Here is a 25,354-nt window from a genome sequence, read left to right as displayed (position 1 = left end):
GGAACCCGAAGAGGATCACGGCACCGATCTGGACCGTGACGGCCCGGTCGCGTCCGTGTGATCCCCCTGATGGCATGGCCGCCGTTACCGGTCGAACTTACAAAAGGCCGCGGGTCCGGCGTCGTTACTCGTCTTCTTCGACGACTTCGGGGTCTGCGAACGCCGACTGCAGCGAGTCGAGGCCGTTGACCCACTCAGAGACGAGGCCGTACTCGATGCCCTCGACGACGTCCATCGGCAGTTCACCGCCGTCGATGATCAGCGTGCCCGCCTGCACGAGGTAGCCGAGTGCGGCGTCGACGTCTTCCTCTTGTTCGGCGGCGATGGCCGCCTCGACGTACTCTTCGACGGTACCCTCTTCGACGGCGCCGCCGACGATGTACTCCTCGGCGGCGTAGAAGACGCAGACGAGACTCGTCTGCACGCCGTCGATGAGCATCGTCTTCTCCTCGCTGTCCATCTCGACCTCTGCGAGGACGATCTCGCGGATCTCGCCGAGCTCGGCGACGGCCTGCTCCTCGCTCAGTCGGTCCTCATCGTACGCGGTCACGATTTTTGCGACCGCGATCGCGGTGTCGTCCTGAAGATTGAGCAACAACCGGGCGGAGTCCTCGTTTTCGGGGTCCAGTTCTTCCTCCGCGACGCGGTCGAGCCAGTTCTGCCACCTGTCTGCGGTGTAGAACGTCTCCTCGGGTTCGCTCATACCCACACGTTTCGGGCTGTGTTGATATGCCTTTCCTCTCCAAAAACGGCGGTCGATCGGGACTGTGTCTTGCGATCTGCGTCCGTTCGGTGTGTCCACCCTGCCCACGGATACCGGTCACGACTGCCGGAATCGGTCGTGGCCCTCACCGGAGTTCCGCCCTCACTCGGCGTCGGCCAACGTCGCTTCGGTGTCGATATCGTAGACCGCACGCGGCGTCTCGACGTGAGCGGTGTGGACTGCCTTGTCGTAGCCGTTCTCCAGTAGCCACCGAACGCGACGCGGCACCGTCTTCGGCCCCATCACCATCCCCGGCCGGTCGGGGTCGTCAACGAAGTCCGTCTCCATTAGGAACGGCTCACCAGACTCGGCGGCCCGTTCGAGTCTGTCTTTCTCGCTCATCACACTGGGCGTCGGCCCGACGAGTCGCCCCGCGGCGTAGTGTTTGACGACGTTCGTGGGGTCCATTCCCGCGTCGCGGGCCATCTCCGCGACGTCGGTGAGGTCCTCGCTGGCCTCCGTGTGGAGTTGCACGGGACAGTCGAGACGTGCGCCGTGGTCGAAAGCGTGGCACATCACTGCGTTCGAGGCGTCCCACACGGCGTCGGTCACGTCGTAGTGAGGTCGCCCGGATTTGAGTCCGAGTGCGCGGCCGTCGGCGACGAACTCGGAAGCGACGTCGATGCCCGCCTGCATCAATTCGCGCGCTTCATCGGGGCTGTACCCCTCGTCGTCGACGAGACGAGAGACGAGTCCGGGGTGGACGCCGAGGACGGCCCACGCGCGGCCGCGGAGTCGCTCACTCGCCGCCTCGACAGCGTCGATGGTCGTCTCGAATGCAGGGTAGAAGTCCTCGCGAGCGGCAGGGACGGGGCCGAGATGCCACGACGGCTTGTTCACGACCAGCAGGTGCGTCCCGCCGAGGCGAGCGAAGTCGTCGACGGCGTCCATCCCTCGGCCGTGTTCGGGGTCGAGGTGGAGGTGGTCGTCCAACACCGGCGTTCCCAAGTCCTCGCTCATACCGGGCGTTGGGAGTCGAGGCGCGAAAACCCTCCGGGAGCGGTCGAGGAAGTCAGTACGGCGTTCGCCCGCGGGCGACGACGCTCGACCCGCCGTCCGGGCCGGTCCAGATGAGTTCGAGGTCGGTTCCGGGCGGGACGACGTTCTCGTCTTCGAGTATCACGTCGTCGCCTCCGGTCAGCGGGTATCGCGACTTCGGCACCGTCACCGACTCGCCGGAGTCGGCGACGAGCGTGATGTTCGCCGTGTTCTGTTTCGTGATGGTCTCTCCGCCAGAGATGCTGGCGATGACTTCGTAGTCGTTGCCGTCCTGCAGATACGTGAACTGCACCGACAGCGCCGGTGGACCAGCCCGAAGCCCGCCGCCGACGCCGAGCATCGCCGCGCCGAGGACCGCTGCGAGTACGACGGTGATGGCGACCATCGTCACGGTCGCGATAACCGGCGTCACCGCTCTGTCCCGTCGCCCGCCTGGAGGTGATGTCGCTGACATTGGTGTCGGTAGGTCGGGTCCCCCAGCGACGTCCCGATTGGTGAACAGTGCCGCGGAGACGCACTTAATCGCGTCGCCGGAAATCTCTCGACTGATAGCCCGGCGGCGTCGCCCGCGACCCCGCCTCCGCAACCACTAAACTCGCCTCACCCCTCCACCCGACAATGACTGACTGGACGGAGAAGTACCGCCCCTCCTCGCTGTCGGAACTCCGGGGAAACGACAAGGCGGTGAAGCAGGTCCGCGAGTGGGCCACCACGTGGGACGACCACGGCGAAGCCATCGTCCTCTACGGGTCGCCCGGCATCGGCAAGACCTCCGCGGCACACGCGCTCGCGGCCGATATGGGGTGGGAGACAGTCGAGTTGAACGCCTCCGACCAGCGGACGGCCGACGTCATCGAACGCTACGCCGGCCGCGCGGCCAACAACGCCACACTCGGTGGCTCCTCCGGCGGTGACGACACCGGGGGCCGACAACTGGTGATCCTCGACGAGGCCGACAACATCCACGGCAACTACGACCGCGGCGGGAAAAGCGCCGTCACCAAACTGGTGAAGGAGGCCGGACAGCCTGTCGTCCTCATCGCCAACGAGTACTACGACATGAGCCGCGGCCTCCGCAACGCCACGCAGAGCGTGGAGTTTCGCGACGTGGGCAAACGCTCTATCGTGCCCGTCCTCCGCGACATCTGCCGGAAGGAGGGCATCGAGTTCGACACGGACGCCCTCGACCGCATCGCTGAACAGAACTCGGGCGACCTCCGCGGCGCGGTCAACGACCTCCAAGCCATCGCCGACGGCCGCGACCACCTCACGCTCGAAGACGTCATCACCGGCGACCGCGACCGCTCGATGGACATCTTTCCGTTCCTCGATTTGGTCCTCAAAGAGGGCACCTCCGCGCAAGAGGCGTTGCAGGCGAGTTACGACGTCGACGACACGCCCGACGACCTGACGAAGTGGATCGAGGACAATATGTTGAAGGTGTACGACACCGACGAGGCCGTCCGCGCGTACGACCACCTCGCTGACGCCGACGTGTGGCTTGGGCGGGTGTGGGCCAGTCAGAACTACTCCTACTGGCGCTACGCCGGCGACAACCTCTCGGCGGGCGTCGCCGCCGCCCGCGACGGGACGAAAGGCGGGTGGACGCGCTGGGGTCGCCCGCAGTTCTACCACTCCACGTCGAACACTGCCGACGAGGTGGTGAGATCGATCGCAGAGCGCGGCGGCTTCTCGATGGACACCGCCCGCCGCGCCGTCCTGCCGTACCTCTCGGCGATGACCCACCACTGCAAGCCGCGCGACCTCACCGTGGAGATGGCCGCCGCCTACGAGTTCGAGGAAGCACACGTCTCGTTCGTCACGGGGTCAGGGGAGACGACGAACAAGGTGCAGTCCGTCGTCGAGGACGCCGAGGAGTTGCGAGCCGAACGAATGGAAGAACACTCTGGCGGCGCGTTCGCCGGCGTCGCTCCGAGTACGGAGGCGGAGAACGCCGAGGCTGCTGCCGACGAGTCCGACGACGGGCAGACCAGCCTCGCGGACGCGGGTGGCACCGCCGACGAGTCCGACGAAGCAGACGACGAACGCGACGCAGATCCCGATGCGGCCGAGGAGGACGACGGGCAGTCGGGCCTGTCTGACTTTATGTGACGACGGACGCACCACCGCCCCGATTTTTCACCACTCGGTCCCACGCTGGAGTATGCAAGCGGCCGTCCTCCGAGCGTACGGCGAGCCTCTCGATGTGACCGACGTGCCCGAACCAGAGTGTGAGCCGCACGGCGTCGTCGTCGACGTGGAGGCGTGCGGCATCTGCCGCTCCGACTGGCACGCCTGGCAGGGCCACGGCGAGTGGGCCGACGACCAAGTGCCCACAGACTTTGTCCTCGGGCACGAACCCGCCGGCACCGTCGTCGAAGTCGGCGACCGCGTAGACAGCGTCGCCGTCGGCGACCGCGTGGCCGTCCCGTTCAACCTCGGCTGTGGTGTCTGCCCCGAGTGTACGAACGGTCACGGAAACACCTGTCTCGACGGGCGGGCGCTCGGCTTCGAACGGGCCGCCCCCGGCGCGTTCGCAGAGCAGGTGCACCTCCCGCACGCCGACTACAACGCGATGCGGTTGCCCGAGGGGGTCGCCGCCCGCGACGTGGCCGCCCTTGGCTGTCGGTTTATGACGGCGTATCACGCGCTGGAACACCGCGCCGTCGTCGGCGCTGGCGAGTGGGTCGCCGTCCACGGCTGTGGCGGCGTCGGCCTCTCTGCCGTGCAGGTCGCAGACGCGCTTGGCGCTCGCGTCGTCGCCGTCGACGTCGCAGACGACGCCCTCGACCGCGCGAGCGCCGCGGGCGCAGACGAGACGGTGAACGGCCGGGAGGAGTCGGTGCCGGACGCCATCGAGTCGATCACTGGTCGCGGCGCACACGTCTCGCTCGACGCCCTCGGCCGCGCGGAGACGTGTCGCAACTCGGTAGCCTGCCTCCGAGAGCGTGGCACGCACGTCCAGGTCGGCCTGACGACCGACGCAGAGAAAGGGGAGGTGTCGCTGCCGACCGACGCGATGACGCGCTGGGAGGTGGACTTCCTCGGGTCGCGCGGGATGCCGCCGACGCGCTACGACGAGTTGCTGGGATTGTTGAAGGCAGGGAATCTGGACCCAGGCGTACTCGTCGGCCGCGAAGTAGGGCTCGACGAGGTGCCCGAGCGACTCGCTGCGATGACGAACTACGAGACGGACGGCGTCGAGGTACTGACGTTGTAAACTACCCACCCTACTCCCTCGGCGCATACGCGCCTCGGTCCTTGAGGGTGGGGCTTTGATGCGGACTCCCGGCAATCACGCACCGACAATACGTCGGTACCCGTCGCCGTTCAACGTCCCACCATTCACACGCAGGTCTACTTCTGCGTCTCCGCTCCCCGACTTAGGCGAGGAACGGAGTTTGTGCGTCCTCTTTCGAGCGTACCGGAACCCGATATTCTTCGCAGCGTTGTAGTCCGCGTTCACTTCGTACCCGCACTTCTGGCAACAGAAGTGTTCTCCGTGGCGGTTGCCCTCGTGCGTGAACCCACAGTCCGTCCGAGAACAGCGTTGGGACGTGTGGTTCGACACGACCTGCTCCACGGACACACCTTGTTCGGGCGCTTTGTAGGAGACGTACTCAAACAGACGTCGAAACGCCCAGACGTGGTGCCACTTCGCCTGCGGAAGCCGCTCACGAATGTCAGTTAAGTCCTCAAACACGATAACGTCGCAGTCGTGTTCAACGGCTTCCGTGACAACCTCGTTGGCGACGGTGTGGATGTACTGTTTCCGCCACGCTTGTTCGCGCTTGCCGAGTCGAAGCAGGGCGTTGTGAGCAGCTTGGGTGCCGCGCTGTTGCATGTCACCACGCTGCTTCTCGAACTCACGGCACCAGTGGTCGTAGTCGTCTCCTTGCCAGAATGTGCCGGTCGATGAGACGGCGAGACTGTTGACGCCGAGGTCAATACCGAGGACCGTTTGGTCGGGGTGCCCGGTATCTGCCGGAACCTCGTCGTCGCCGTCTATCCGCCGAGTCGAGATGTTGAGGTAGAACTCGTCGGTCGCCCCGTCGTACCGAAGCGTACTCTCACGGAACTCGTAGTCCTCGGAGAGAACGTACCGCTCATAGGGCGTCGGGCTGTCTGCCGGGAGAACAAACGAGGGTTCGACCCGGCCCTCGACAGTTGCCAGCGACACCTTGTTGCGGTAGAAAGTTGCGCTCCGCGTGTCGTAGTCCATCGTTTCGGCGGTGAACTTGGGACAAGAGACGCGCTGTCCTTTTTTCCACCGTTCGATAACGCCTTTGACGGCTTCGACGGCGCGTTTGATGGCGGCTTGAACGAGTTGTGCCTGTAGGTCTGTCTCCTCACGGAGTTCGGCGTAGAGCGCGTCTCGGACCTGCCGCTTGTTGGTCTTGCACTCGGTGAAGGAGGTGTCAGACCAACAGTATTCGGCGGTTCGGTTCGCGCAGTACAGGTATTGCTCGGCGGTTCGGTGGAGTGCGTCGCGTTGCTCGTCAGAAACGGCGAGTTTCACGACGGCGGTTCGACGCACGTCCATACTTCAGAGAGTACCCGACGGTACCTATACGTCTGGGAGTCGGTTGGTCGAAGTGTGCCGGTTGTGTCGTCCTATGTCGGTTTCCTCTCCGGCCTACTCGTTCCCTTCGCTACGCTCGGTCGCTCCTTGAGGCCGGAGGCTCCACCTTGAATTACGTTGAAACCGAGGGGCGCGGACGGCGACCCCGCTACAGCAACTTCGAGAGGAAGCGCTGTCCGCGCTCGGTCGTCGGTTGCTCGAAGAACTGTGCGGGCGGCGTCCGCTCGACGATTTCGCCGTCGGCCATCAGCGTGATCGTATCCGCAACCTCGCGGGCGAAGCCCATCTCGTGGGTGACGACCATCATCGTCATCCCCTCGTCGGCCAGATCACGCATCACTTCGAGCACTTCCCCGACGAGTTCGGGGTCGAGTGCGCTCGTCACCTCGTCGAACAGCATCACTTCGGGGTCCATCGCGAGTGCGCGGGCGATTGCGACCCGTTGCTGTTGCCCACCGGAGAGCTGACTCGGATACGACTCGGTCTGTGCGCCGAGGCCGACTCGCTCCAACAGGTCGCGGGCCTCAGCTTCTGCCTCCTCGCGTTTCACGCCTTTCACCTTGATCGGCGCGAGCGCGACGTTCTCCAGCGCGGTCTTGTGCGGGAAGAGGTTGAACGACTGGAACACCATCCCGATGCGCTGGCGGAGGCGGTTGATGTCGGCGCCGGGGTCGGTGAGCGGCACGCCGTCCAGTCGGATCTCACCGGACTGGATCTCTTCGAGGCGATTGGTACACCGCAGGAGCGTCGACTTCCCAGATCCGGAGGGGCCGATGACGACGGCCACCTCCTGTTCGTCGATCTCCAGGTCGATGTCCTTCAGCACGTGCGTCTCGCCGAAGTACTTGTTCACCTTCTCGAATTCGAGCAGTGCCATCAGTCGTCACCTCCGTGGGTCGCCGGGTCTGCGCGCTCTTCCAGCGTCCGGATCACCTTCCCCAGCGGAACGGTGATCATCAGGTACGCGATAGCCACGAGGACGATGGGCGTCCACGCGTCGAACGTCGCAGAGTTGATCTGGCGGAACGCGCTGAGCAGTTCCGGAATCGCCAGCACGGTCAACAGCGAGGTGTCCTTCACGAGGATGACCTGGTCGTTACCGATGGCGGCCAGCGAGTTGCGCCACGCCTGCGGGAGGATGACCTCACGCATCGACTGGATGTAGCTCATCCCCAGCGAGCGAGCGGCCTCCATCTGTCCGTCCGGGATCGACTCGATGCCGCCCCGGAGTGCCTCGCCCACGTACGCCGCGTGGTTTAGCGTCAGTCCGATGACCGCCGCGTAGTAGTTGAACCCCTGGATGGGGAACTGCCCCGGCGGCCACAGTTGTGGGATACCGAGGTAGATGACGAACAACTGGAACAACAGCGGCGTCCCGCGGAAGAACTCGATGTAGCTCTTCGCGATCGAACGGGTTACTCGCGTTCGAGAGACGCGTGCGAGACCGACGAGCACGCCCGCGATCACCGACAGCACGCTCGACACCACGACGATGCCGATGACGCGCAAGAACGCGAGCGTGAACTGCGGGTAGACGATGTTGACCAACAACGCGTAGTCGACCTGGACGAACAGGATGTAGCCGATGAAGGCTGCGACGCCGAGCGCGAACACCGCCGTCCCGACGACGCCGAGTCGCCGGAACGTCTGGTCGTTCAGCTGTTCGAAGAAGCCGCGGTCCCGCTCGGCCGCGCGCCCGGTGTCTGCTGCCATCGCTTACCCGGCGAAGTAGTCGCTGTAGATGTCGTCGTACGTCCCGTTCTCCTTAATCGTCGCGAGCGCGCCGTTGACCTCTTCACGGAGTTCGTCGTCATCCTGGCGGAACGCGATCCCGTAGTTTTCGACGGTGAGCGTGAGGTACGGCGGCGCTTCCTGACCGGCCTCGCTGGCCGCGCCCTCGCCCTCGACGAAGCGGACCTGTCCGTCGCCCTCGCCGTTGACGAACTCCGCGCTGACGGTGTTGTCGTTGATGACGGAGTCGACCTGGTTGTTCAGCAGGGCGCTGAACGCGTCGGGAATCTGGTCGTACTCGTTGATCTCCAGATCGCCACCGAGTTCCTCTTTCAGTTCCTGCGCGGCGGCCGCGCCGGTCGTCCCCTTCTGGACGCCCGCGCGAGTCCCTGCGAGGTCTTCCTTCGTGGAGATGTCCGAGTCTTCACGCACCACGATGGTCTGGTAGGCCGTGAAGTACGGATCGGAGAAGTCGACTTCCTCCGCACGCTCGTCGTTGATCGTCATCGCCGACATGATGACGCGGAAGTTCCCGTTGTTCAGCGACGGGATGATCGTGTCGAACGACGTCTGGACGAACTCGTGGTCGTAGCCGAGTTGCTCCGAGAACACCGCCTCCGCGATGTCGACGTCGAACCCGGTCAGTTCGCCGTCGGTCGTCTCGTACTCGAACGGTCGGTACGGGATGTCCGACCCGATGGTGATCGTCTCGCTGCCGCCACCGCCGCCGCCGAGGCATCCGGTGAGTGCCAGTCCGGCACCCGCCGCGCCGACGGACTTGATGTAGTTACGTCTATCCATAGCACGGGTACCTACACCCGCCCGGCTATTTGGACCCTTCGATAAGGACAGTAGAGTAACGAACGAAAGTGGAGAATACGCGATCAGTCGTCGGTCGACCCGTACACGGGCTGTTCGACTTCGGGTTCGACGCCGCGCAACAGCCACGCCGCGCCGGCGGTGGTCGCCACCGCGAGCGCCACGACCAGCCAGTTGACGAACTCGACGCCCGTCGAGTAGACGACGATGTCGCGACCGAGCACCATCCCGACGAACAGGAGGACGCCCGCGCTCGCGGTCGCCGCTCGCGGCACCAACTCGTCGAGTTCACCGAGCCACCTGGTCGCCGCCAGCAACGCCCCGAACGCCGTCAGCGACACGGCGTAGAACACCGCCTGTTCGGGCGGGCTGTACGAGGAGACGGGGTCGATGCGCGAGAACACCCACGCGACTATGAGGGCGACCAGCGCCGTCCCGACCGCGATGCGACTCCGGCCAAGCGCATCACGCGAGAACCGACCTTCGTAGGTGATCAGCGTCGCGTACGACAGCAGCGCAAAGATGGAGAAGCCCGTGAGGAAGTGCGCAGCGTGCACTGGGGCGGAGTAACCGCCGGGCAACGCGCCGTTGAGCGTGACGGTGATGGCTCCGAAGACGGCCTGCATCGGCGTGAGCACCGTCGCCAGCGTCACCGCTCGGCGAGTTCGGCTCGAAATCTGGTCGCGGTCGAGCCACGCCCACACCGCTGCACCGAGGATGAAGAACCCGGTGATCATCGCCCAGAGACGGTGGAACCACTCGATGAACGAGGGAATCGATTGCGGGAGGACGCCGCCGTCACACAGCGGCCACTGTTGGGCACACGCCAGTCCCGCACCGGTCGCGGCGGTGTAGATGCCGAGCGAGATGAGTGTCAGTGCCATCCCGGTCGTGAACGCCGCGTACCGACGGAAACTCAGCCAGTCGGGTCCGCGTGACATTACCCGACGATCAGGGGTAGAACCACTTAGATAGCGCGGTTGAGCGAGCAGAGCGAGCCAGACCGCGTTGCAGACGGTGCGCGAAGTGAGCTATGGGCAGCGCGCGGTACGGTAAACTGGATGGATTAGTCTCGAAGGCAGTGACCGCGAGCATCGGGTTGTAACGACCGATAATCGGGTAGAAACGGTATGGTCGCTCCGTACCGTACATTCCTATAGGGCGGACACACGTGTCCGTCACTAGAGCACAGTAATGACAAATTATCACGTCCTACGGGAGTTCGACACGGGAGTGACCCGTGCGGAACTCGACGAGGCTGTCGACCGCTCACGAGCGGCCGTCGAGGAGATGCGCGGTGAGGGAATCGGAATCGCCTACATCGGTTCCCAAGTGTTCGATGGCGAGGACGGCCTCGCGCGGGCGACGATGTGCCGGTATGACGCGCCGTCGGAGGCGGACGTGCGCGACCACAGCGAGCGTGCGAAACTGCCGCTGAGTTCGGTGTTCGTCACCGGGACGCCGCTCGACGGGATCGCTCCCGAGTCCGGCGTCGCGATGAAAGCGGCCTGAACGAACACGATTCGCGACTTTCACCGGGGGTCGACCATCGAATTTCTCCGACGTGACGACCGACGAGCGCAAGCGATTAAAATTAAGTTGACACTAGTCGCACACGTCGACGTGAGCCCTCCACCAGACACGGACGTGCACCCCACTCTCGCACGGATCACGCCAGATACCCCGCGTTGGCGACGACGGGCCGCTGCGGTCGCTGCGCTCGCCGCGCCGCTCGCTCTCTACGGGTCGTGGGCGGTGGTATCCGGCGTCAAAAGCGGGCTGGTGTACAACACGATCGTCCTCGCGTTCTCGCTCGTCGCCCTGTTCGCGCCTGCGTTCGCCGCGGCGTCGTTACTGGCACCGGATTCAGGCTCGCGGTCAAAGCAACGCGACGCAACCGACCCGGTGACGACGTTGCAGCAGCGATACGCGTCGGGTGGCATCGACCGCGAGGAGTTCGACGAGCGACTCGACGCCGTCCTCGAGACAACCGACGACGGTCGCTCGGCCTCGGAGCAGGCGACGAGTGATCAGGCGTCACACAAACGGCTCGAACGAACACGGACAGACGCCTGAACGGCGCTCAGATCAGACTGTCGAGGTCGTCGTTCTGGAACAGTTTGTCGGCATCTTCGCGCTCTTCTGCCTGCCGTTTCGCCTCCTCGCGGGCCTCCTTCGCGCGCTGCATAAACTCCTCCAAGCGAGCGGAGCGCTCGACGCCACCCAGCAACACCAGCGCGGCCAGTCGCCCGGACTCCAGCGGGAAGTCGCCGCCGCGCACCTCCATCGATCCGGTCTCCTCTTCGACCCACTTGCGCGCTCGCTCGACGCCCTTCCGCGAGATGCGGTCGGGCTTGCCCGCGACGACGAGCAACGCAGAGTCGGCGGTCGTCGCGTTCGGGAGGCTCGTCCCCGTGAGCAGGGCGTTGCGCGTCACGCTCGTCACGACGTTGATGTTGGTGTCGGGGTCGTCGTCGGCCTCCGCGCTCGCGTAGCCGAGCGCCGCGATGCCGCCCGACCGGAGCGTGTTGATCACTTCGCTGGTGTCGACGACCGACTCGCCGACGCCCTCGACGTTCTCACCGGATGCGAACAGGAGGCCGAGACGCCTCGCGATGGAGTCGTTGATGCTGTCGAACCCTTCCTCCAGACTCTCCCCAGAGGAGTGCCAGGCGTCGTTGTCAATGAGGATGGTCGAGTCGGCTTCTCGGACCAGCGTCTTCAGCGAACGCCCGGCGTTCACTTGGTACATCGCACCCTCGCCGCGCCCCGGGAGGATGCCGACTGCGTACACGGGGATGTTGTACACGCGCTTGAGTTCGCGCGCGAGTACCGGCGCACCGCCCGACCCCGTACCGCCGCCGAGTCCCGCGACGACGACGATGGCCTCCGCCCTGGCCGTGATTCGACCGTCGAGCGCGGACATCACCTCGCTGGCGTCTGCTTGCATCACCTCTGCACCGAGTTCGTTGTCGCCGCCGACGCCGTGCCCGCTAACGCGGTCCTGTCCGATCAGAACTGTGTCGATCGGTAGTGGCTGCAGGTCGGCCGTCGCACTGTTAACCGCGAGCGCTCCCTGTACCGCGCCGAACCCCATATCCCGGTCGAACTCGACCAGCGAGGAGGTGACCTTGCCGCCGGCTTGGCCGACGCCGATGAGGACCGTCTTCATACGAAGTGTATTCGCGCACCCCACCGCTTCAATCTTCCCACGGTCGAAGGTTCGTTGAGATGTCCGGTCACATAACGCTCTAGGAGGAACTTCCGCAGAGGCTGAATATGATGAACGTTGAGGTTGCATCCGTCCGTGTCGAGGTATTCGCCTCGATCCACCGTACACACGGGCATCTTACAGATTATGATCCCGCGAGACAGCGGCTTCGCGATGAGTTTCGAATCGGTTCGACCTAATTTTGAAGGCGTGCGATGTGGGCCGCCTTCGCCTGTGGCGAGTCGAATGAAGCATCACAGTGTAACCACTGATACTGAGGTTCAAATATCATTTATTCGGGAGATTGCCCCTCACCTGTGAGGAGCAGAACCAATCTTGCAAGGCGCTCACCGGCTCACCCAACTCTCAGAATCCCCGTGATTCGTACAGGCCACGGAGCGGATTCCAGACTCCTGCGAACGAGACTTTCGGCATAGAAACCCAAGAGTATCGCGTGTACATCTGCCGCTGAAGTCCGGTTATACGTGATTGAGACAGGTGGTACAGTAGAACTGTTTAACCGAGAATCGCCAGCAGTTCACGGCCTATTGCACGCCCATTAGAGCTGCCTGAAGTCTTCGACTGCGGTTCGAACGAAGGCCACAGATCGGCTGTACTACCCGATTTCAGGTATGTACGCGGTATTTAGCTCCGATCGGCTGGTAGGTGAATCCCGCCCGTTTGAGCATACTCCCGTGGGTTCGGGGGATAGCGGCCTGCTCTAGCAGGTTCCCGCCTGAAATTGGCTATGTACGGAGACAGTCTGGGAACACCGGGAAATTGCATATTCTCGGGGTCACAGCCACTCTCGAAGGGGTGTACGAGAAAGTGCCAATTCGTCGACGTCGCGGACGGTGACCTCTCACTACAGAGGTGGTCTGGAGACAACGTTCGCGGAGGTCTGAGGCGATATTTGTCGATAGCTGATCTGGAGACACAAACGCCGAGTTCCGGTGGTGATGTTGAGGAACGAGTACCGGCCACACACCCGCGATTAAGCGGACAATCTGGTCACCTGTACAGTCACCTCCGAGCCTCAGTCAGGACTGATTCGAGGTTTTGAGCCCACAGACGGGGGTGTACGAGGCGAATGGAGATGTGGAGAACGAGGCAGATAGGGACTGAGAGTGACAACGGTTTTGCCCGCGCGACGGGGAGTACGGGTATGCTCTACGACGCCCTCGCGGACCCCGACGGCGCGACGGCGGCGGACCTCCTCGCGGCCTACGCCGACGAGTTGGCCGCGGCCGTCGACGGCGCAGACACCTCGACAGTTGCCGCGGAGACCGGAGTCGACGAGTCGACGGTCGCCGCCATCGCCGACCGCGACCTCGACGCACTCTCGACAGTTCGACTGACGGACGCGGCGGCGATACTCGAAGCCGAGGAGGGAATCTCAGCCGACGACATCGACGCCGAGGTGCGCGACCACCTTATGATGGGGATGGTGACGGCTATCCTTGACGTCGACACCATCGCGGCCGAAATCGATGCCGACCTCACCGGACAGGAGGTCCAGCGGATGCTGGAGGGACGCACCCGCCTCACGCTGGGCGACCTCGCGGAGATGCAGGCGCTCATCGTCGACCGGAGTCCCTGACCGATGCACGTCACTATCGTCGGCTGTGGCTACATCGGCCTCGAACTCGCGCGACAACTTCGCGAAGACGGCCACGACGTGGTCGGCGTCAGACGTTCACAGGAGGGACTCGATGCGGTCAAGATGACGGGTGCACGAGCGGTCGCTGCCGACGCGACTGATCCAGACTCGCTCACTGTGCTCCCCGACACCGACGCGGTCGTGTTCGCAGCCAGTTCCGGCGGTCGCGGGGCCGACGCCGCGCGTGCGGTGTACGTCGAGGGGTTACGCAACGTCATCCGCGAGTACGGTGACCGTACCGAACGACCCGACCGCCTCGTATATACTTCCAGCACCGGCGTCTACGGCGACCACGAGGGCGATTGGGTCGATGAGTCGACGCCGCTGGACCCACAGACGGAGAAGACGCGCGTCCTCGCGGAAGCCGAGCGAGTCGCCCACGAGGAGGCAAGCGAGTACGGTATCGACGGCACAGTCGTCCGCTATGCGGGACTGTACGGGCCGAACCGCTACCGACTGCATCGCTACATCGAAGGACCGGTGACGGAGGGATATCTGAATATGATTCACCGGGACGACGCCGCCGGCGTCGTTCGGTTCCTCCTCGAAGCCGACCTCGCACACGACGATGTCGTACTGGCGGTCGACGACGAACCCGTCGACAAGTGGACGTTCGCCGATTGGTTGGCCGACGAGTGCGGCGTCGACCGGCCGGAGAAGCGCACGAAGGCGGAACGAATCGCTGCAGGTGACCTCTCGACACCCGCGAAGCGCCGGATCGAGACGAGCAAGCGATGCTCGAACGAACGCCTCCGAGAACTCGGCTACGAGTTCCGGTTCCCTACCTATCGGGAGGGGTACTGCGCGGCTATCGAGGGCTTTCGGGTAGAGTAAGGGAGTAGTACCTTCATATGGGGGGCGCGAATACCCCGTCGTAATGGCACAGGTGGGCCCGCAGGCGTTCCAAGAGGGCTGGGACGTTATGTCGTCGAACCCGCGGATAGTGGTCGCGGTGGCGGGCGGGGCGCTCGCACTCGTCGCCGCGCTCGCGCTGTATCGGCGACTCCGCCGGACGCCCGGCGAGCGATTCCGGTCGCTGCTGGCCGCCCAAGAGTCCATCTCGATCCTCCTGCACCCGAATCCCGACGCTGACGCGATGGCTTCGGGCCTCGCGGTCGCCGAACTCGCGAGAAGCGTCGACACGGAAGCGGTCATCCAGTATCCAGGACAGGTTCGAAGACAGGAGAATCGAGCGTTTCGGACGGTGCTCGACGTCGAACTCGACCGCATCGAACACGTCTCCGACCTGGCGGCCGAGGCGGTCGTTCTCGTCGACCACAACGTCGCTCGCGGCTTCGCGGGCGCAGACGGCGTCCTCCCGTTCGCCGTCGTCGATCACCACCCCGGAGAGGGCGACGGCGAGGCGTACACCGACGTGCGAACCGACTACGGCGCGTCAGCGAGCATCCTCGCAGAGTACTTCCGCGACACCGGTGCGACGCCGGTCCCACCCGAGGCCCACGAGACGGAAGTGACGGGCGCGAGCCTCTCGACGCGAACGGCGACGGGGCTGATGTACGGCATCATCTCCGACACCAACCGGATGACGCGCGGCGCGTCGGCGGCCGACTTCTCGGCGGCGGCGTACCTCCAACCGGGCGTCGACGAGGACAAACTCGAACGCATCGCCGACCCCGCGGTCAGCACAGAGGCGTTAGACGTGAAGGCACGCGCTATCGCCGGCCGCGACGTGCGTGGTTCGTTCGCCGTCAGCGACGTGGGCCGCGTCTCCAACGTCGACGCCATCCCGCAGGCGGCCGACGAACTCGTCGGTCTGGAGGGCGTCACGGCCGTCGTTGTCGTCGGAGAACGCGACGGCACGATTCACCTCTCGGGCCGGTCGCGAGACGACCGGGTCCACATGGGACGGGCACTCAGCGCGGCCGTGAGTGACGTGCAAGACGCCTCCGCAGGTGGGCACGCCCGGATGGGTGGCGGGCAGATCGGTCCACAGATAACTGCCGACGGGAGCGAGGAAGTTCCAATCGTGGGCCGCGCGGAACTCATCGACCGCCTGTTCGACTCGATGGACGGCGAACGGTAGAGTGCCGCTCCGATTCGACGTGGCCCAAAGATCGCACCGGTGCCACGTGGCTCACGTCGAGTGGCGTCTGCTCTCAGCACCGACCGACTCAAAACACGATAGATGAACCCGATACCACGACAGTACCGACGGCTCGACGACTGGGTGCGGAACCGTTCGCGTCTCGGCTACGCTTCTCTCGTCGGCACCGTCTCGGCAGCGTCGTACTTGCTCGTTGGCACGCTGTTCGGCGACCGCGTGGTCGTTCCGGCAGTCGCGATGGGGCTCACGCTGGGTGCGCTGTACTACGCGTCCAACCCGAACGAAAGCGATTGATCGTGCTTGAGTCCCTGCGAGCGACACCACCGAACGGCGAGCGGTAGCGCTTTTTCCGCCCGGCTACACCACCCGCTATGGCGACTTCGAGCGGCACGTGGGGGTATCGCGACCGCTTCGGCGACCGCTTCGGTCGCACCTACTTCCGACGCTTCGGACCGGGCGTCGTCTCCAGCGTCGGCCTCGGCACCTACCTCGGTGATCCGACCGACGCGGACGACGAGGGCTATCGCACGGCACTCACGACCGCACTCGAATCGGGCGTGAACCTCGTCGACACCGCGAGTAACTACCGGTGTGGGCGCTCGGAGCGAGTCGTCGGCGAGGCACTTCGAGAGGCAGCGACTGCTCGTGAGTCGGTCGTGGTCGCGAGTAAGGCGGGCTTTCTGCCGTTCGACGGCGACCGACCGGCCGACCCGAGCGGGTACGTCCGCGAGCGATTCCTCGACACCGGCCTCGTCGACCCAGCGGACTTGGCCCGCGGGAGCCACTGCATCGCACCCGACTTCCTCGATGCGATGCTCGACCGCTCTTTGGACGCTCTCGACGTCGACACCGTCGACTGCTACTTCGTCCACAACCCCGAGATGCAGTTGGCGGTCCGCGACCGCGACGCGGTGTACGACCAAGTGGAGGCAGCGTTCGAGACGCTGGAGCGACGCCGCGCGACGGGCGACATCGGCGCGTACGGCGTCGCGACGTGGGAAGCGTTCAGAGTGCCTGCGGACCACGACGCCCACCTCGACCTCGCGGAGACACTCGCGCGTGCGGAGGCGGCGGCCGACACGGTCGGCGTCGACGACCACGGGCTTCGAGCGGTCCAACTCCCGTTCAACGTCCGGATGGCCGACGCGTTCACCGTTCCCGCGCACGACGCCGACGGCGAGGACGGACCGGTCACGGCATTAGAGTTCTGCCACCGAGAGGGGTTGTCCGTCTTCGCGTCGGCGAGTATCGGGCAGGGAGAACTGGCACGAGAGGGTGCGATTCCGTCGGACGTCGAGGCACGCGTGGAAGGCGACACACCGGCACAGCGTGCGCTCAACTTCGCACGGTCGGCCCCGGCGGTGACTGCCGCCCTCGTCGGGTGTCGCCAACGGGCGCACGTCCGCGAGAACATCGCCGCCGGTACGTTCGATCCGTTGGGTGCGTCGGCGTTCGACGCCGTCTTCGAGTAGTGACGGTCACCTGAACGCGAGCGTCGCGAACATCGCTGCCTCGCCGAGCAGGATGGCGCCGCTGATGATGCCGACAACGAACGCGCCGTCGAACGACCCGACGACGAGCAGCGTCGCGCCGACCGGCGTCGGGAGTGTCGCGAGGAGGAGGATCCCAAGCGACAGCGTCGCCATCGATCGCGACCGGTAGCGATAGGCGGCCCGGGCGGCCTGCCCCGCGACTGTAGTAGAGAGCGAGACGACGACTCCGGCCGCCACCAACGCGACCACACTGGACTCGTATCGTGCGGCGAGCGCGACGGTGAGGACGCCAGCAGCCAGTGCGAATGCAACGATGACGGCGTCGCGCACGGTGACCGACTCCCACCAACGGCGTTCTGTCGACCGTGGGCCGCCGTACATCGCAATCAAGAGCGCGAACAGCCCCGTAGTCTGCAACAGCGGCGGAGCGACGGCGCGCGCAAGCGGCGGCACAGTTCCGACGACGAACACCCAGAAGGGGAGCGGCGCGACCGCGACGAGGACGAGGCCGACCACGAACGCTCGCAGCGACGGGTCTCCCCGACGCCGGTAGCGCACCACCGCGAGCGTCGCCGTCGCCGCGCCGAGCAGCACCGAGAGGACGACGGCCGCGACGAACACGCCGACCAGTGGCTCTTGTACGGTGACGGTGGTGTCGGCCTGAGCGGGCAACGCGAGCGGGACGGCGGCCGCGTCCACGGCGGGGATGCTGAGTTCGTCAATCATGGTCCGTTGAGTCGTTCGAACAGTCTGTTCAGGCGGTCGACGGCGTCATCTTCGATTGGGCGTCGGTCCACGTCGATCGCGAACCCGTCGGTGTCGAGGTCGATCGTGACGCGGTCGAGTCGGGCCCGGTACGTGGTGAAGTGGTTGCCGTCGGGATCGATCTCGCGGCTCTCGGCCACCAGATCCAACTCCACCAGTCGTCGGGCGCGCCGGTACACCGTCGAGCGTGAGCCGTCAATTCGTTCGGCGAGGTCGTCGGCCGACAGCGCCGCTCGGGCGGTGTGGACGAGGATCGCCCTGGCGTGGGGGTCGTCGAGGACGGCAGCGACCGACGCCAACTCGTCGGTCTCGCCGGTTCCGACTGCGCCGCTGGTGTCGGACTCCTCACCCATCTGTCGTGACGTCTCGGCCGGGACGTATCAGTCCGCCGGGTTCGTGTGACACGGCTGGCTCCGTGGGTCAGAGGTCTCGTCCCCGAAAGCGGAGGTAGCCGACGCCGACGGGGAGTACTGTCCACATACACAACACCAGGGCGGCCGCCACGTTCGAGAGATACCATGGGATGGGGTCGCCGCCGAGTTGCGCCGACAGCGACGCCGCGCTCGCAGCGGGCGGTCGGACCGCGAACACCGACGCGGTCGCGGTCGTGTCGAGCGCGGCACGGACCAGCACTTGGTAGGCTCCGACGGGAGAGAGCCGGTCTAACAGGAGGTACCACGCCGGCACGACGGTTCCGGGGAGGTCGCCGGTCGCGGCGTAATGGATCCCAGCGACAACCGGTTGCCAGAACAACACGAGGAGGAGGTAAGAACCGACGGCGAGCGCGAGAGCGCGTCCGCGGGTGGCGACGGCGGCGGAGACGCCGACCGCAGAGCCGGCGAACGCGACGCCGAGTGCGACCGTCGCGAGTGTGAACGCAGCGTATCGCCCGAGTGGGACGCCGCCGTACAGGACGGCAGCGAGCACGCCCGAGACCGCGAACGCGACGAGCACCGCCAGTACCACGGTCGCCGCCCGCGCCACCAGTTTCCCGGCGACGACGGCCCCTCGCGAGACGGGGAACCCGAGTAGCACCTTGAGGCTCCCGGTACGACGCTCGCCGACGACGGCGACGTAGCCGACGACGATCGCAGCCAGCGGGACGACGAGTACCGCCGGGAGCGACAGTGGGCCGACGGCGTCGACCGCCGTCGCGTCCTCGACGCCGAGCAACGCGACGAGCGAGACGCCGAGCACGGAGAGGCCAGTCAGTACGCCCGTGAGCCAGCGGACCATCCGTGATCGAATGGCGGTTCGGAGGTCGACACGAGCCACGTGGTGAACGTTCATCGAGCCTCCCCCGTCGTGGTCGTCGCTCCCTGTCCATCACCGTGAGTCGCACCCGACGGCTCGACTTGGACAGTTCCGACGGTGTCGCCGTCGCCGACGGTCGCGGCGAACAGGTCCTCCAGCGACGCCGAATCCGTGTCGACGTCGTAGATACGGACTCCCGAGTCGAACACGGTCTGCAGCGCGCGAACCTTCGCCTCGGCGCCTGCACAGCGGCACACGAGCCGGTCGCCGTCGACGGTGACGTCACGGACGCCGTCGAGTCCTCGGAGCGACGACGGGTCGGGCAGCGGCTTGGCGACGACTGACAGCGTCGTGAGCGCGCCGGCACGCTCGCGCAGCCCGGACACCGAGTCGAGGGCGACGAGACGTCCATCGTTCACGATGGCGACACGGTCGCACGTGGCCTCGACTTGCGCGAGGTCGTGGCTAGAGAAGAACACGGTCGCGCCGCGCTCGGCTTCCTCGGCGACGATTTGACGGAGGTCTGCGATCCCGGTCGGGTCGAGCCCCGACGACGGTTCGTCGAACACCAACACCTCCGGGTCGCCGACGAGCGCCATCCCGAGCGCGAGCCGTTGTGTCATCCCCTTGGAGAAGCCGCCGGCACGGCGGTGGGTGGCGTCGGCTAGCCCGACACGTGACAACACCGCGTCGACGTCGTCGTCTGATTCGCGGAACGTAGCCGCCATCGCGACGTGTTCGTGCGCGGTCAGGCGGTCGTACAGTGCGTATCCGTCGGGGAGGACGCCGACGGACTCCCGTACGGCACGTGACTCCGTTACCACGTCGTGCCCGAGAACGGTTATCGTCCCGGCGGTCGGCTGGACGTACCCGAGCAGCGCGTCGATCGTCGTCGACTTCCCGGCGCCGTTCGGGCCGAGGAAGCCGAACACCTCACCCGCGTCGATCGACAGCGAGAGTTCGTCGATGGCGACAGTGTCGCCGTACTCCTTGCGGAGAGAGTCGATAGCGATGACTGACATCGGTCTTCGGTTCGACCCGGGGGGTAGTATCGACGGCCGACGGTCGCTGGCGGAGACAGTGACACGAACATATATATAGAAGAATTCGACCGAAGCGGACTCGGTCGGTGACGTGGAGGGGGAGAACGTGTCTTGGGTGTAGAGCGCGCGGGGCGTGTCGTCGTCGTCAGCGAAGTTCCTTCCACTCGCGGCCGCAGTCTGGACAGGTCCGCACCGAGTACACCTCGTCCGGCGGATTCTGCTTCGAGAGCGACTCGCCGCACTCGACGCACTTGAGACGCTCGTAGTTGTCCTTCTCCAACTCGCCCTCGCGCAACCCCTTCCGTGTCGATTTCACACGTTCGCGTTGACGCGTGGGGCACAAAAGCACGGCGCTGCGTGCGAACGCCCGACACGCCGACGTCGAGTCGGAAGGCTTGACCCCACCCACCCGGAAGCACAACCGTGTCACGCGTTCGGCTGTTCGGGTCGCTTTGTGGGCTGGTTTTCCTCGTCAATATGGCCCGTGTCGTGTTCGCCCCGTTGCTCTCGGAGTTCATCGACACCTTCGGCATCGGCGAGGCGACGGCCGGACTCCTCGTTACGCTCGTGTGGGTCGGCAGCGCCGCCCCACGCCTGCCGGTCGGCTGGTTGCTCACCAAAGTCCCCCGACACTACGTCGTCCTCGTCGCGGGGGCGGTCCTCACGCTCGCGGCGACGTTCGCCTCACTCGCACCTGGCATCGACGTACTGATGATCGCTGCGGTCGGGATGGGACTCGCGTCGGGCGTGTACTTCATCGCGGGCAATCCGCTCGTGTCGGAACTGTTCCCCGAGACGGTCGGCCGGGTGATGGGGATTCACGGCACCGCGAGTCAGTTGGCCGCCGTCAGCGCCGCGCCGTTCGTGACTATCGCGCTCGGACTGGGCATCCGCGAAGTCGCTGGCTGGCGTGCCGTCTTCGCTATCATCGCCGTCGCCGCCGCACTCGTCACGGTCGCGTTGGTCGTCACTGCCCGCCGTGCGGACCTCCCCGAGGCGGGGACCGACGACCGCGACCTCCTCGGCGCGGCGCGAACCGAGTGGCGGACCGTCCTCACCGGGGTGTTGATTCTCGGCATCACCGGCTTCGTCTGGCAGGGCGTGTTCAACTTCTACGAACTGTATATGCTCGACAAGGGGCTTCCCCCGAACGTCGCGCGAAACGCCCTCACCGTCGTCTTCGGTGCGGGTGTCCCCGCGTTTATGATCTCGGGGCGACTCGCCGACCGACTCCCGCACATCCCGTATCTGCTCTCGGTGCTCGCGGCGTTCGTCGTCTGCCTGTTCGCGTTGGTGACAGTGTCTGGACTCGTCCCCCTCCTCCTCGTCTCGGCGGTCATCGGCTACGTCATCCACTCGCTGTTCCCTGCGATGGACACCTACCTCCTCGACACGCTGCCGGACGCGACGCGCGGGTCGGCGTACGCCGTCTACTCCGCGTCGATGATGGTCGTGCAGGCGACGGGGTCGTCGTTCGTGGGGACGCTTCGCGAAGCCGGGTTCGCCTACGACCTCGTGTTCGGCGTCGCCGCCGGTGGTCTCGCAGTCCTCCTCGCTGCGCTGGTCGTCGCACAGCAGGCGTCCTGGCTCCCAGAGTGAGGTGGACGGGAGCGTCGGGCGAACTGCGTGGTCCCGGCGAACCACGACCGGGGCAACGCTATCTGACTGGCCGCACACGAGTGAGACGATGACAGTTCCTCATCCGACTGGGTCGACCACCTACGTCGACCGGGTCACGCTCGCCGTCACCGACCTCGACGCGGTACTCGCGTTCTACCGAGAAGTGGTCGGACTCGCGGTGCTCGACCGGACGAGCGACCGCGCCGTTCTCGGCACCGACGACCGCTCGCTGCTCGTCCTCGAAGCCGACCCCGACGCCGACGAACGGCCGCCACGGGCGGCCGGCTTGTTCCACACCGCCTTTCTGTTCCCTTCGCGGGCGGCGCTCGGCGATGCGCTTCACCGTATACAGGCCTCCGGCGACCAACTCACCGGCGCATCGGACCACCGCGTGAGCGAGGCGCTGTATCTTCGTGACCCCGAGGGCAACGGCGTCGAACTGTACCGCGACCGCCCGCGCGAGGAGTGGCCCGAAACGGACGGCCGCGTAGAGATGGACACGCTTCCGCTCGACACCGACGCCCTCCTCGCAGACCGGGCGGGGGCGGCGGACGCTAGCGCTCCGTCCGAGACGGCTGTCGGACACGTCCACCTCGAAGTGACCGACCTCGACGACAGCGAGGCGTTCTACGTCGACGGCGTCGGGTTCGACGTGCGCCAGCGATGGGCCGACGAAGCCCTGTTTGTCGCCGCCGACGGCTACCACCACCACGTCGGTCTCAACACGTGGAACCGCCGGTCTGATCCGGTCTCAGGACGGGGACTCGTGGAGATTTCGGTCGTCGTTCCCGACGAGGACGCCGTCGACGCGGCGCGTGATCGACTCGCTGGCATCGGTGCACGCGTCGACGAGGACTCGGACGACTCGTTCCTCGTCAGCGACCCCGACGGGATCCGGATTCGGATACGCGCCGACTGACGGCGCCTCGCTGCCGGACCTGCGCTCTCTGGGAATCTGCCGATTTTGTATCGCAGTATCTGGTGTATCAGCAGTCTGTAGGGACCATCCGGCGGTCGAAGGGGAAAGGCGCGAATCAGTCGCTACCGGTCGAAATCGGAGAGAGAAACCGCCAAACAGCGAAACCGTGTCGGCGACGCTTACCGAATCTTCGTGCCGATGGCCGAGTCGCCGTGCGTCGTCAGGAGGTCGGCGTCCTCGCCGGCGGCGAGGAGCATCCCGTTGGACTCGTGGCCGAACAGTTCGGCCTTCTCGAGGTTTGCGACGATGACGACCTTCGTCCCGGGCAGCGAGTCGGTGTCGTGGAGTTGTTGGATGCCGGCGACGATCTGACGCTCCTCGACGCCGATGTCGACGGTGAGTTTTACGAGGTTGTCGGAGTCTTCGATGGGGTCTGCGGTGAGGATTTCACCCACGCGGAGGTCCAGGTCCTGGAACTCCTCGAAGCTGATACGGTCGTCGGTGACGGGTTCGATGTCGCTCACGTCCTCAGCGTCATCGTCGTCTCCCTCGTCAGTTTCGGTTTCCGCGTCGTCTGCGGTCGCCTCGGCGACGCGCGACTGGAGTTTCTCGTTGAGTTCTTCGACGCGTTCGTCTTCGATCTTCTCGTAGAGTTCTTCGGGCGCGTCGAACTCGCGCGGCGGCGCCTCGAGGGCGGCGTCGGTCGTCACGTCGTGGACGGAGCCGTCTTCGCCGAGTTGCGTCCAGAGTGCCTCGCTCTTGCCGGGGGCGATTGGCTCGAACAGGACGGCGATGGCCTTCGCGATCTGCACGCAGTCGCGGATGACCTGCGCGGCCGCCTCGTCGTCTTCGCCGACGAGGTTCCACGGCTCCTCACGCTGGATGTACTCGTTGCCGAAGCGGGCCAGGTCGGTCGTCGCCTGTCCGATGGCGCGCACGGAGTAGTCGTTGACACCGGCGGCGATGTCGTCGATGGCCTCCTCGATGCGGGCCTCGACCTCGTCGCTGACCTCTGCGTCGGGCGTCCCCTCGTAGTTGCGGTACGCGAACAGCAGGGAGCGATACAGGAAGTTGCCGACCGTACCGACGAGTTCGGTGTTGACGCGGTCGCGGAACTTCTCCCACGAGAAGTCGACGTCCTGTTGGAACCCGCCGTTGGTGGCGAGGTAGTAGCGCAGGAGGTCCGGGTGAAAGCCCTCGTCGAGGTACTCGCGGGCCCACACCGCGCGGTTCCGGGAGGTGGAGAAGCCCTTCCCGCCGAGCGTCATAAAGCCGCTCGCCATCACGGCACGCGGTTCCTGGAAGTCGGCGACGTGGAGCATCGCGGGCCAGAAGATGGTGTGGTGCTGGATGATGTCGCGGCCGATGATGTGGACGATATCGCCGTCCTCGCGCCACGCTTCGTCCCAGTCGTACACGTCCGCGCCGACGCGGTCGGTGTACTGCTTCGTCGAGGCGATGTACTCGATGGGTGCGTCGACCCACACGTAGAGGACGAGGTCGTCTTCGCCGGGGTAGTCGAAGCCCCAGTCCAGATCGCGGGTGATACACCAATCCTGCAGACCGTCTTCAAGCCACTGTCGCGGCTGATTACGGGCGTTGCTCGTTCCCTCCACTCGGTCGAGGAAGCCGTCGAGGTACTCCGCGAGTTCCGAGACCTCGAAGAACTTGTGTGCGCGGTCGCGATACTCGGCGGGGTTGCCCGAGATGGTCGAGACAGGGTCTTCGATCTCGCCGGGTTCGAGGTGGCGACCACAGCCCTCGTCACACTCGTCACCGCGGGCGTGTTCCCCACAGTACGGGCACGTGCCCTCGACGTAGCGGTCGGGAAGCGGTTGTTCGTCGACGGGGTCCCACGCGACCTTGATCTCCTTCTCGTAGACGTACCCCTCTTCCTCCAGTTTCTCGACGATCTCGTAGGTGAGTTCCCGATTCGCGTCGTCGTGGGTGTGGCCGTAGTTGTCGAAGTCGACGCCGAACTTCGGGAACGTCTCCTTGTACTGCTCGTGCCACTCGAGGGCGAACTCCTCGGGGTCGATGCCCTCCTGAATGGCCTGCACGGCGATGGGCGTGCCGTGCATGTCGGACCCGCAGACGAACGCGGTGTCTTGGCCGAGCGATTCGAGCGCTCGCGAGTAGACGTCGCCGCCGACGTACGTGCGGAGGTGGCCGATGTGGAGGTCGCCGTTTGCGTACGGCAACCCACACGTGACCACCGCGGGCGCGTCCGTCGGGAACGCCTCGTGGGTGTCCTGGCTGCTCATAGATGTGGTGTGGTGGATGCGGGCCTAAAGCCCGCCGAATCGGGCGAACGATCCCCGCCCGTGGACGCCGATCTGTTCGCTCTGGCCGCGACAGGGTTCACGTTCCGCCCGAGGCGACCCCACTACGAGTCGGCCCGAACGCGAACGCTCCACCCGACGCTGACGC

26 protein-coding genes are annotated in these 25,354 nt (G+C 65.6%); 11 read left to right on the top strand and 15 right to left on the bottom strand.

Going from position 1 to position 25,354, the window contains the following annotated elements:
- Positions 1–124 precede the first annotated feature (124 nt).
- The 3 genes from P0D77_RS11870 to P0D77_RS11860 all read right to left on the bottom strand — a co-directional run bounded on the left by P0D77_RS11870 (position 125) and on the right by P0D77_RS11860 (position 2,174).
- The gene (locus tag P0D77_RS11870; RefSeq protein ID WP_277553290.1) at positions 125–703 is read right to left on the bottom strand and encodes a DUF2150 family protein; all 579 of its coding nucleotides are present in this window, start codon (positions 701–703) and stop codon (positions 125–127) included.
- A 162-nt stretch (positions 704–865) separates the two neighbouring features.
- Positions 866–1,723 carry a TatD family hydrolase gene (locus tag P0D77_RS11865; protein WP_277553289.1) on the bottom strand — a complete coding sequence of 286 codons (858 nt, stop codon included), beginning with the start codon at positions 1,721–1,723 and terminating at the stop codon, positions 866–868.
- A 52-nt stretch (positions 1,724–1,775) separates the two neighbouring features.
- Positions 1,776–2,174 carry a type IV pilin N-terminal domain-containing protein gene (locus P0D77_RS11860; RefSeq protein ID WP_321170526.1) on the bottom strand — a complete coding sequence of 133 codons (399 nt, stop codon included), beginning with the start codon at positions 2,172–2,174 and terminating at the stop codon, positions 1,776–1,778.
- Positions 2,175–2,380: 206 nt separating this feature from the next.
- Here P0D77_RS11860 and P0D77_RS11855 point away from each other — a divergent pair, with 206 nt between their 5' ends.
- Together P0D77_RS11855 and P0D77_RS11850 are read left to right on the top strand one after the other, a co-directional pair.
- Positions 2,381–3,874 carry a replication factor C large subunit gene (locus P0D77_RS11855; protein WP_277553287.1) on the top strand — a complete coding sequence of 498 codons (1,494 nt, stop codon included), beginning with the start codon at positions 2,381–2,383 and terminating at the stop codon, positions 3,872–3,874.
- Between the two features lie 52 nt (positions 3,875–3,926).
- On the top strand, positions 3,927–4,982 hold the full coding sequence (locus tag P0D77_RS11850; RefSeq protein ID WP_277553286.1) for an alcohol dehydrogenase catalytic domain-containing protein: 1,056 nt from the start codon (positions 3,927–3,929) through the stop codon (positions 4,980–4,982).
- A gap of 75 nt (positions 4,983–5,057) precedes the next feature.
- Here P0D77_RS11850 and P0D77_RS11845 read toward each other — a convergent pair whose 3' ends face one another.
- The 5 genes from P0D77_RS11845 to P0D77_RS11825 form a co-directional block, all read right to left on the bottom strand.
- On the bottom strand, positions 5,058–6,305 hold the full coding sequence (locus tag P0D77_RS11845) for an RNA-guided endonuclease InsQ/TnpB family protein (protein ID WP_277553285.1): 1,248 nt from the start codon (positions 6,303–6,305) through the stop codon (positions 5,058–5,060).
- Between the two features lie 187 nt (positions 6,306–6,492).
- A complete protein-coding gene (locus tag P0D77_RS11840) occupies positions 6,493–7,221 on the bottom strand; it encodes an amino acid ABC transporter ATP-binding protein (RefSeq protein WP_277553284.1) in 729 nt (242 codons plus the stop codon).
- On the bottom strand, positions 7,221–8,057 hold the full coding sequence (locus P0D77_RS11835; protein WP_277553283.1) for an amino acid ABC transporter permease: 837 nt from the start codon (positions 8,055–8,057) through the stop codon (positions 7,221–7,223). Before P0D77_RS11835 ends, P0D77_RS11840 begins: the two co-directional genes overlap by 1 nt.
- Before the next feature lie 3 nt (positions 8,058–8,060).
- On the bottom strand, positions 8,061–8,876 hold the full coding sequence (locus P0D77_RS11830; RefSeq protein ID WP_277553282.1) for a basic amino acid ABC transporter substrate-binding protein: 816 nt from the start codon (positions 8,874–8,876) through the stop codon (positions 8,061–8,063).
- Positions 8,877–8,959: 83 nt separating this feature from the next.
- Entirely contained in the window at positions 8,960–9,835 is an 876-nt protein-coding gene (locus tag P0D77_RS11825) for a COX15/CtaA family protein (protein ID WP_277553281.1), read from the bottom strand.
- A gap of 253 nt (positions 9,836–10,088) precedes the next feature.
- Here P0D77_RS11825 and P0D77_RS11820 point away from each other — a divergent pair, with 253 nt between their 5' ends.
- A complete protein-coding gene (locus tag P0D77_RS11820) occupies positions 10,089–10,406 on the top strand; it encodes a nickel-binding protein (RefSeq protein WP_277553280.1) in 318 nt (105 codons plus the stop codon).
- Between the two features lie 111 nt (positions 10,407–10,517).
- Complete coding sequence (locus P0D77_RS11815; protein ID WP_277553279.1) at positions 10,518–10,970, top strand: SHOCT domain-containing protein; 453 nt, start codon at positions 10,518–10,520, stop codon at positions 10,968–10,970.
- Positions 10,971–10,977: 7 nt separating this feature from the next.
- On the opposite strand, the gene P0D77_RS11810 is transcribed toward P0D77_RS11815, so the two are convergent.
- Positions 10,978–12,066 (bottom strand): tubulin/FtsZ family protein, encoded by a 1,089-nt coding sequence (locus P0D77_RS11810; protein WP_277553278.1) that lies wholly within the window; start codon positions 12,064–12,066, stop codon positions 10,978–10,980.
- Between the two features lie 1,204 nt (positions 12,067–13,270).
- Between P0D77_RS11810 and P0D77_RS11805 the strand changes: the two genes are divergently transcribed.
- The 5 genes from P0D77_RS11805 to P0D77_RS11785 all read left to right on the top strand — a co-directional run bounded on the left by P0D77_RS11805 (position 13,271) and on the right by P0D77_RS11785 (position 17,302).
- The gene (locus P0D77_RS11805; protein ID WP_277553277.1) at positions 13,271–13,705 is read left to right on the top strand and encodes a DUF5791 family protein; all 435 of its coding nucleotides are present in this window, start codon (positions 13,271–13,273) and stop codon (positions 13,703–13,705) included.
- Positions 13,706–13,708: 3 nt separating this feature from the next.
- The gene (locus P0D77_RS11800; RefSeq protein WP_277553276.1) at positions 13,709–14,599 is read left to right on the top strand and encodes an SDR family oxidoreductase; all 891 of its coding nucleotides are present in this window, start codon (positions 13,709–13,711) and stop codon (positions 14,597–14,599) included.
- 43 nt (positions 14,600–14,642) lie between these two features.
- Complete coding sequence (locus tag P0D77_RS11795) at positions 14,643–15,809, top strand: DHH family phosphoesterase (protein ID WP_432764804.1); 1,167 nt, start codon at positions 14,643–14,645, stop codon at positions 15,807–15,809.
- Between the two features lie 102 nt (positions 15,810–15,911).
- Entirely contained in the window at positions 15,912–16,124 is a 213-nt protein-coding gene (locus P0D77_RS11790) for a hypothetical protein (RefSeq protein ID WP_277553274.1), read from the top strand.
- A 77-nt stretch (positions 16,125–16,201) separates the two neighbouring features.
- The gene (locus tag P0D77_RS11785; protein ID WP_277553273.1) at positions 16,202–17,302 is read left to right on the top strand and encodes an aldo/keto reductase; all 1,101 of its coding nucleotides are present in this window, start codon (positions 16,202–16,204) and stop codon (positions 17,300–17,302) included.
- Positions 17,303–17,308: 6 nt separating this feature from the next.
- Here P0D77_RS11785 and P0D77_RS11780 read toward each other — a convergent pair whose 3' ends face one another.
- The 5 genes from P0D77_RS11780 to P0D77_RS11760 all read right to left on the bottom strand — a co-directional run bounded on the left by P0D77_RS11780 (position 17,309) and on the right by P0D77_RS11760 (position 20,701).
- Complete coding sequence (locus P0D77_RS11780) at positions 17,309–18,049, bottom strand: hypothetical protein (protein WP_277553272.1); 741 nt, start codon at positions 18,047–18,049, stop codon at positions 17,309–17,311.
- Positions 18,046–18,441 carry a winged helix-turn-helix domain-containing protein gene (locus P0D77_RS11775; RefSeq protein ID WP_277553271.1) on the bottom strand — a complete coding sequence of 132 codons (396 nt, stop codon included), beginning with the start codon at positions 18,439–18,441 and terminating at the stop codon, positions 18,046–18,048. The genes P0D77_RS11780 and P0D77_RS11775 overlap by 4 nt, the downstream gene beginning before the upstream one ends.
- A gap of 67 nt (positions 18,442–18,508) precedes the next feature.
- Positions 18,509–19,378 (bottom strand): ABC transporter permease, encoded by an 870-nt coding sequence (locus tag P0D77_RS11770; RefSeq protein WP_277553270.1) that lies wholly within the window; start codon positions 19,376–19,378, stop codon positions 18,509–18,511.
- Complete coding sequence (locus P0D77_RS11765) at positions 19,375–20,364, bottom strand: ABC transporter ATP-binding protein (RefSeq protein WP_277553269.1); 990 nt, start codon at positions 20,362–20,364, stop codon at positions 19,375–19,377. The genes P0D77_RS11770 and P0D77_RS11765 overlap by 4 nt, the downstream gene beginning before the upstream one ends.
- A 166-nt stretch (positions 20,365–20,530) precedes the next feature.
- Positions 20,531–20,701 (bottom strand): HVO_0758 family zinc finger protein, encoded by a 171-nt coding sequence (locus P0D77_RS11760; protein WP_277553268.1) that lies wholly within the window; start codon positions 20,699–20,701, stop codon positions 20,531–20,533.
- A gap of 143 nt (positions 20,702–20,844) precedes the next feature.
- Here P0D77_RS11760 and P0D77_RS11755 point away from each other — a divergent pair, with 143 nt between their 5' ends.
- Together P0D77_RS11755 and P0D77_RS11750 are read left to right on the top strand one after the other, a co-directional pair.
- A complete protein-coding gene (locus P0D77_RS11755) occupies positions 20,845–21,984 on the top strand; it encodes an MFS transporter (protein ID WP_277555793.1) in 1,140 nt (379 codons plus the stop codon).
- An 88-nt stretch (positions 21,985–22,072) separates the two neighbouring features.
- Complete coding sequence (locus tag P0D77_RS11750; protein ID WP_277553267.1) at positions 22,073–22,924, top strand: VOC family protein; 852 nt, start codon at positions 22,073–22,075, stop codon at positions 22,922–22,924.
- A gap of 179 nt (positions 22,925–23,103) precedes the next feature.
- Here P0D77_RS11750 and metG read toward each other — a convergent pair whose 3' ends face one another.
- The gene (gene metG, locus P0D77_RS11745; RefSeq protein WP_277553266.1) at positions 23,104–25,188 is read right to left on the bottom strand and encodes a methionine--tRNA ligase; all 2,085 of its coding nucleotides are present in this window, start codon (positions 25,186–25,188) and stop codon (positions 23,104–23,106) included.
- Positions 25,189–25,354 lie beyond the last annotated feature (166 nt).

Source organism: Halobaculum limi, assembly GCF_029490015.1.
Lineage (GTDB): Archaea > Halobacteriota > Halobacteria > Halobacteriales > Haloferacaceae > Halobaculum > Halobaculum limi.
Note: the sequence above shows the minus strand (reverse complement) of the source record. Positions and strands in the feature narration are given on the sequence as shown.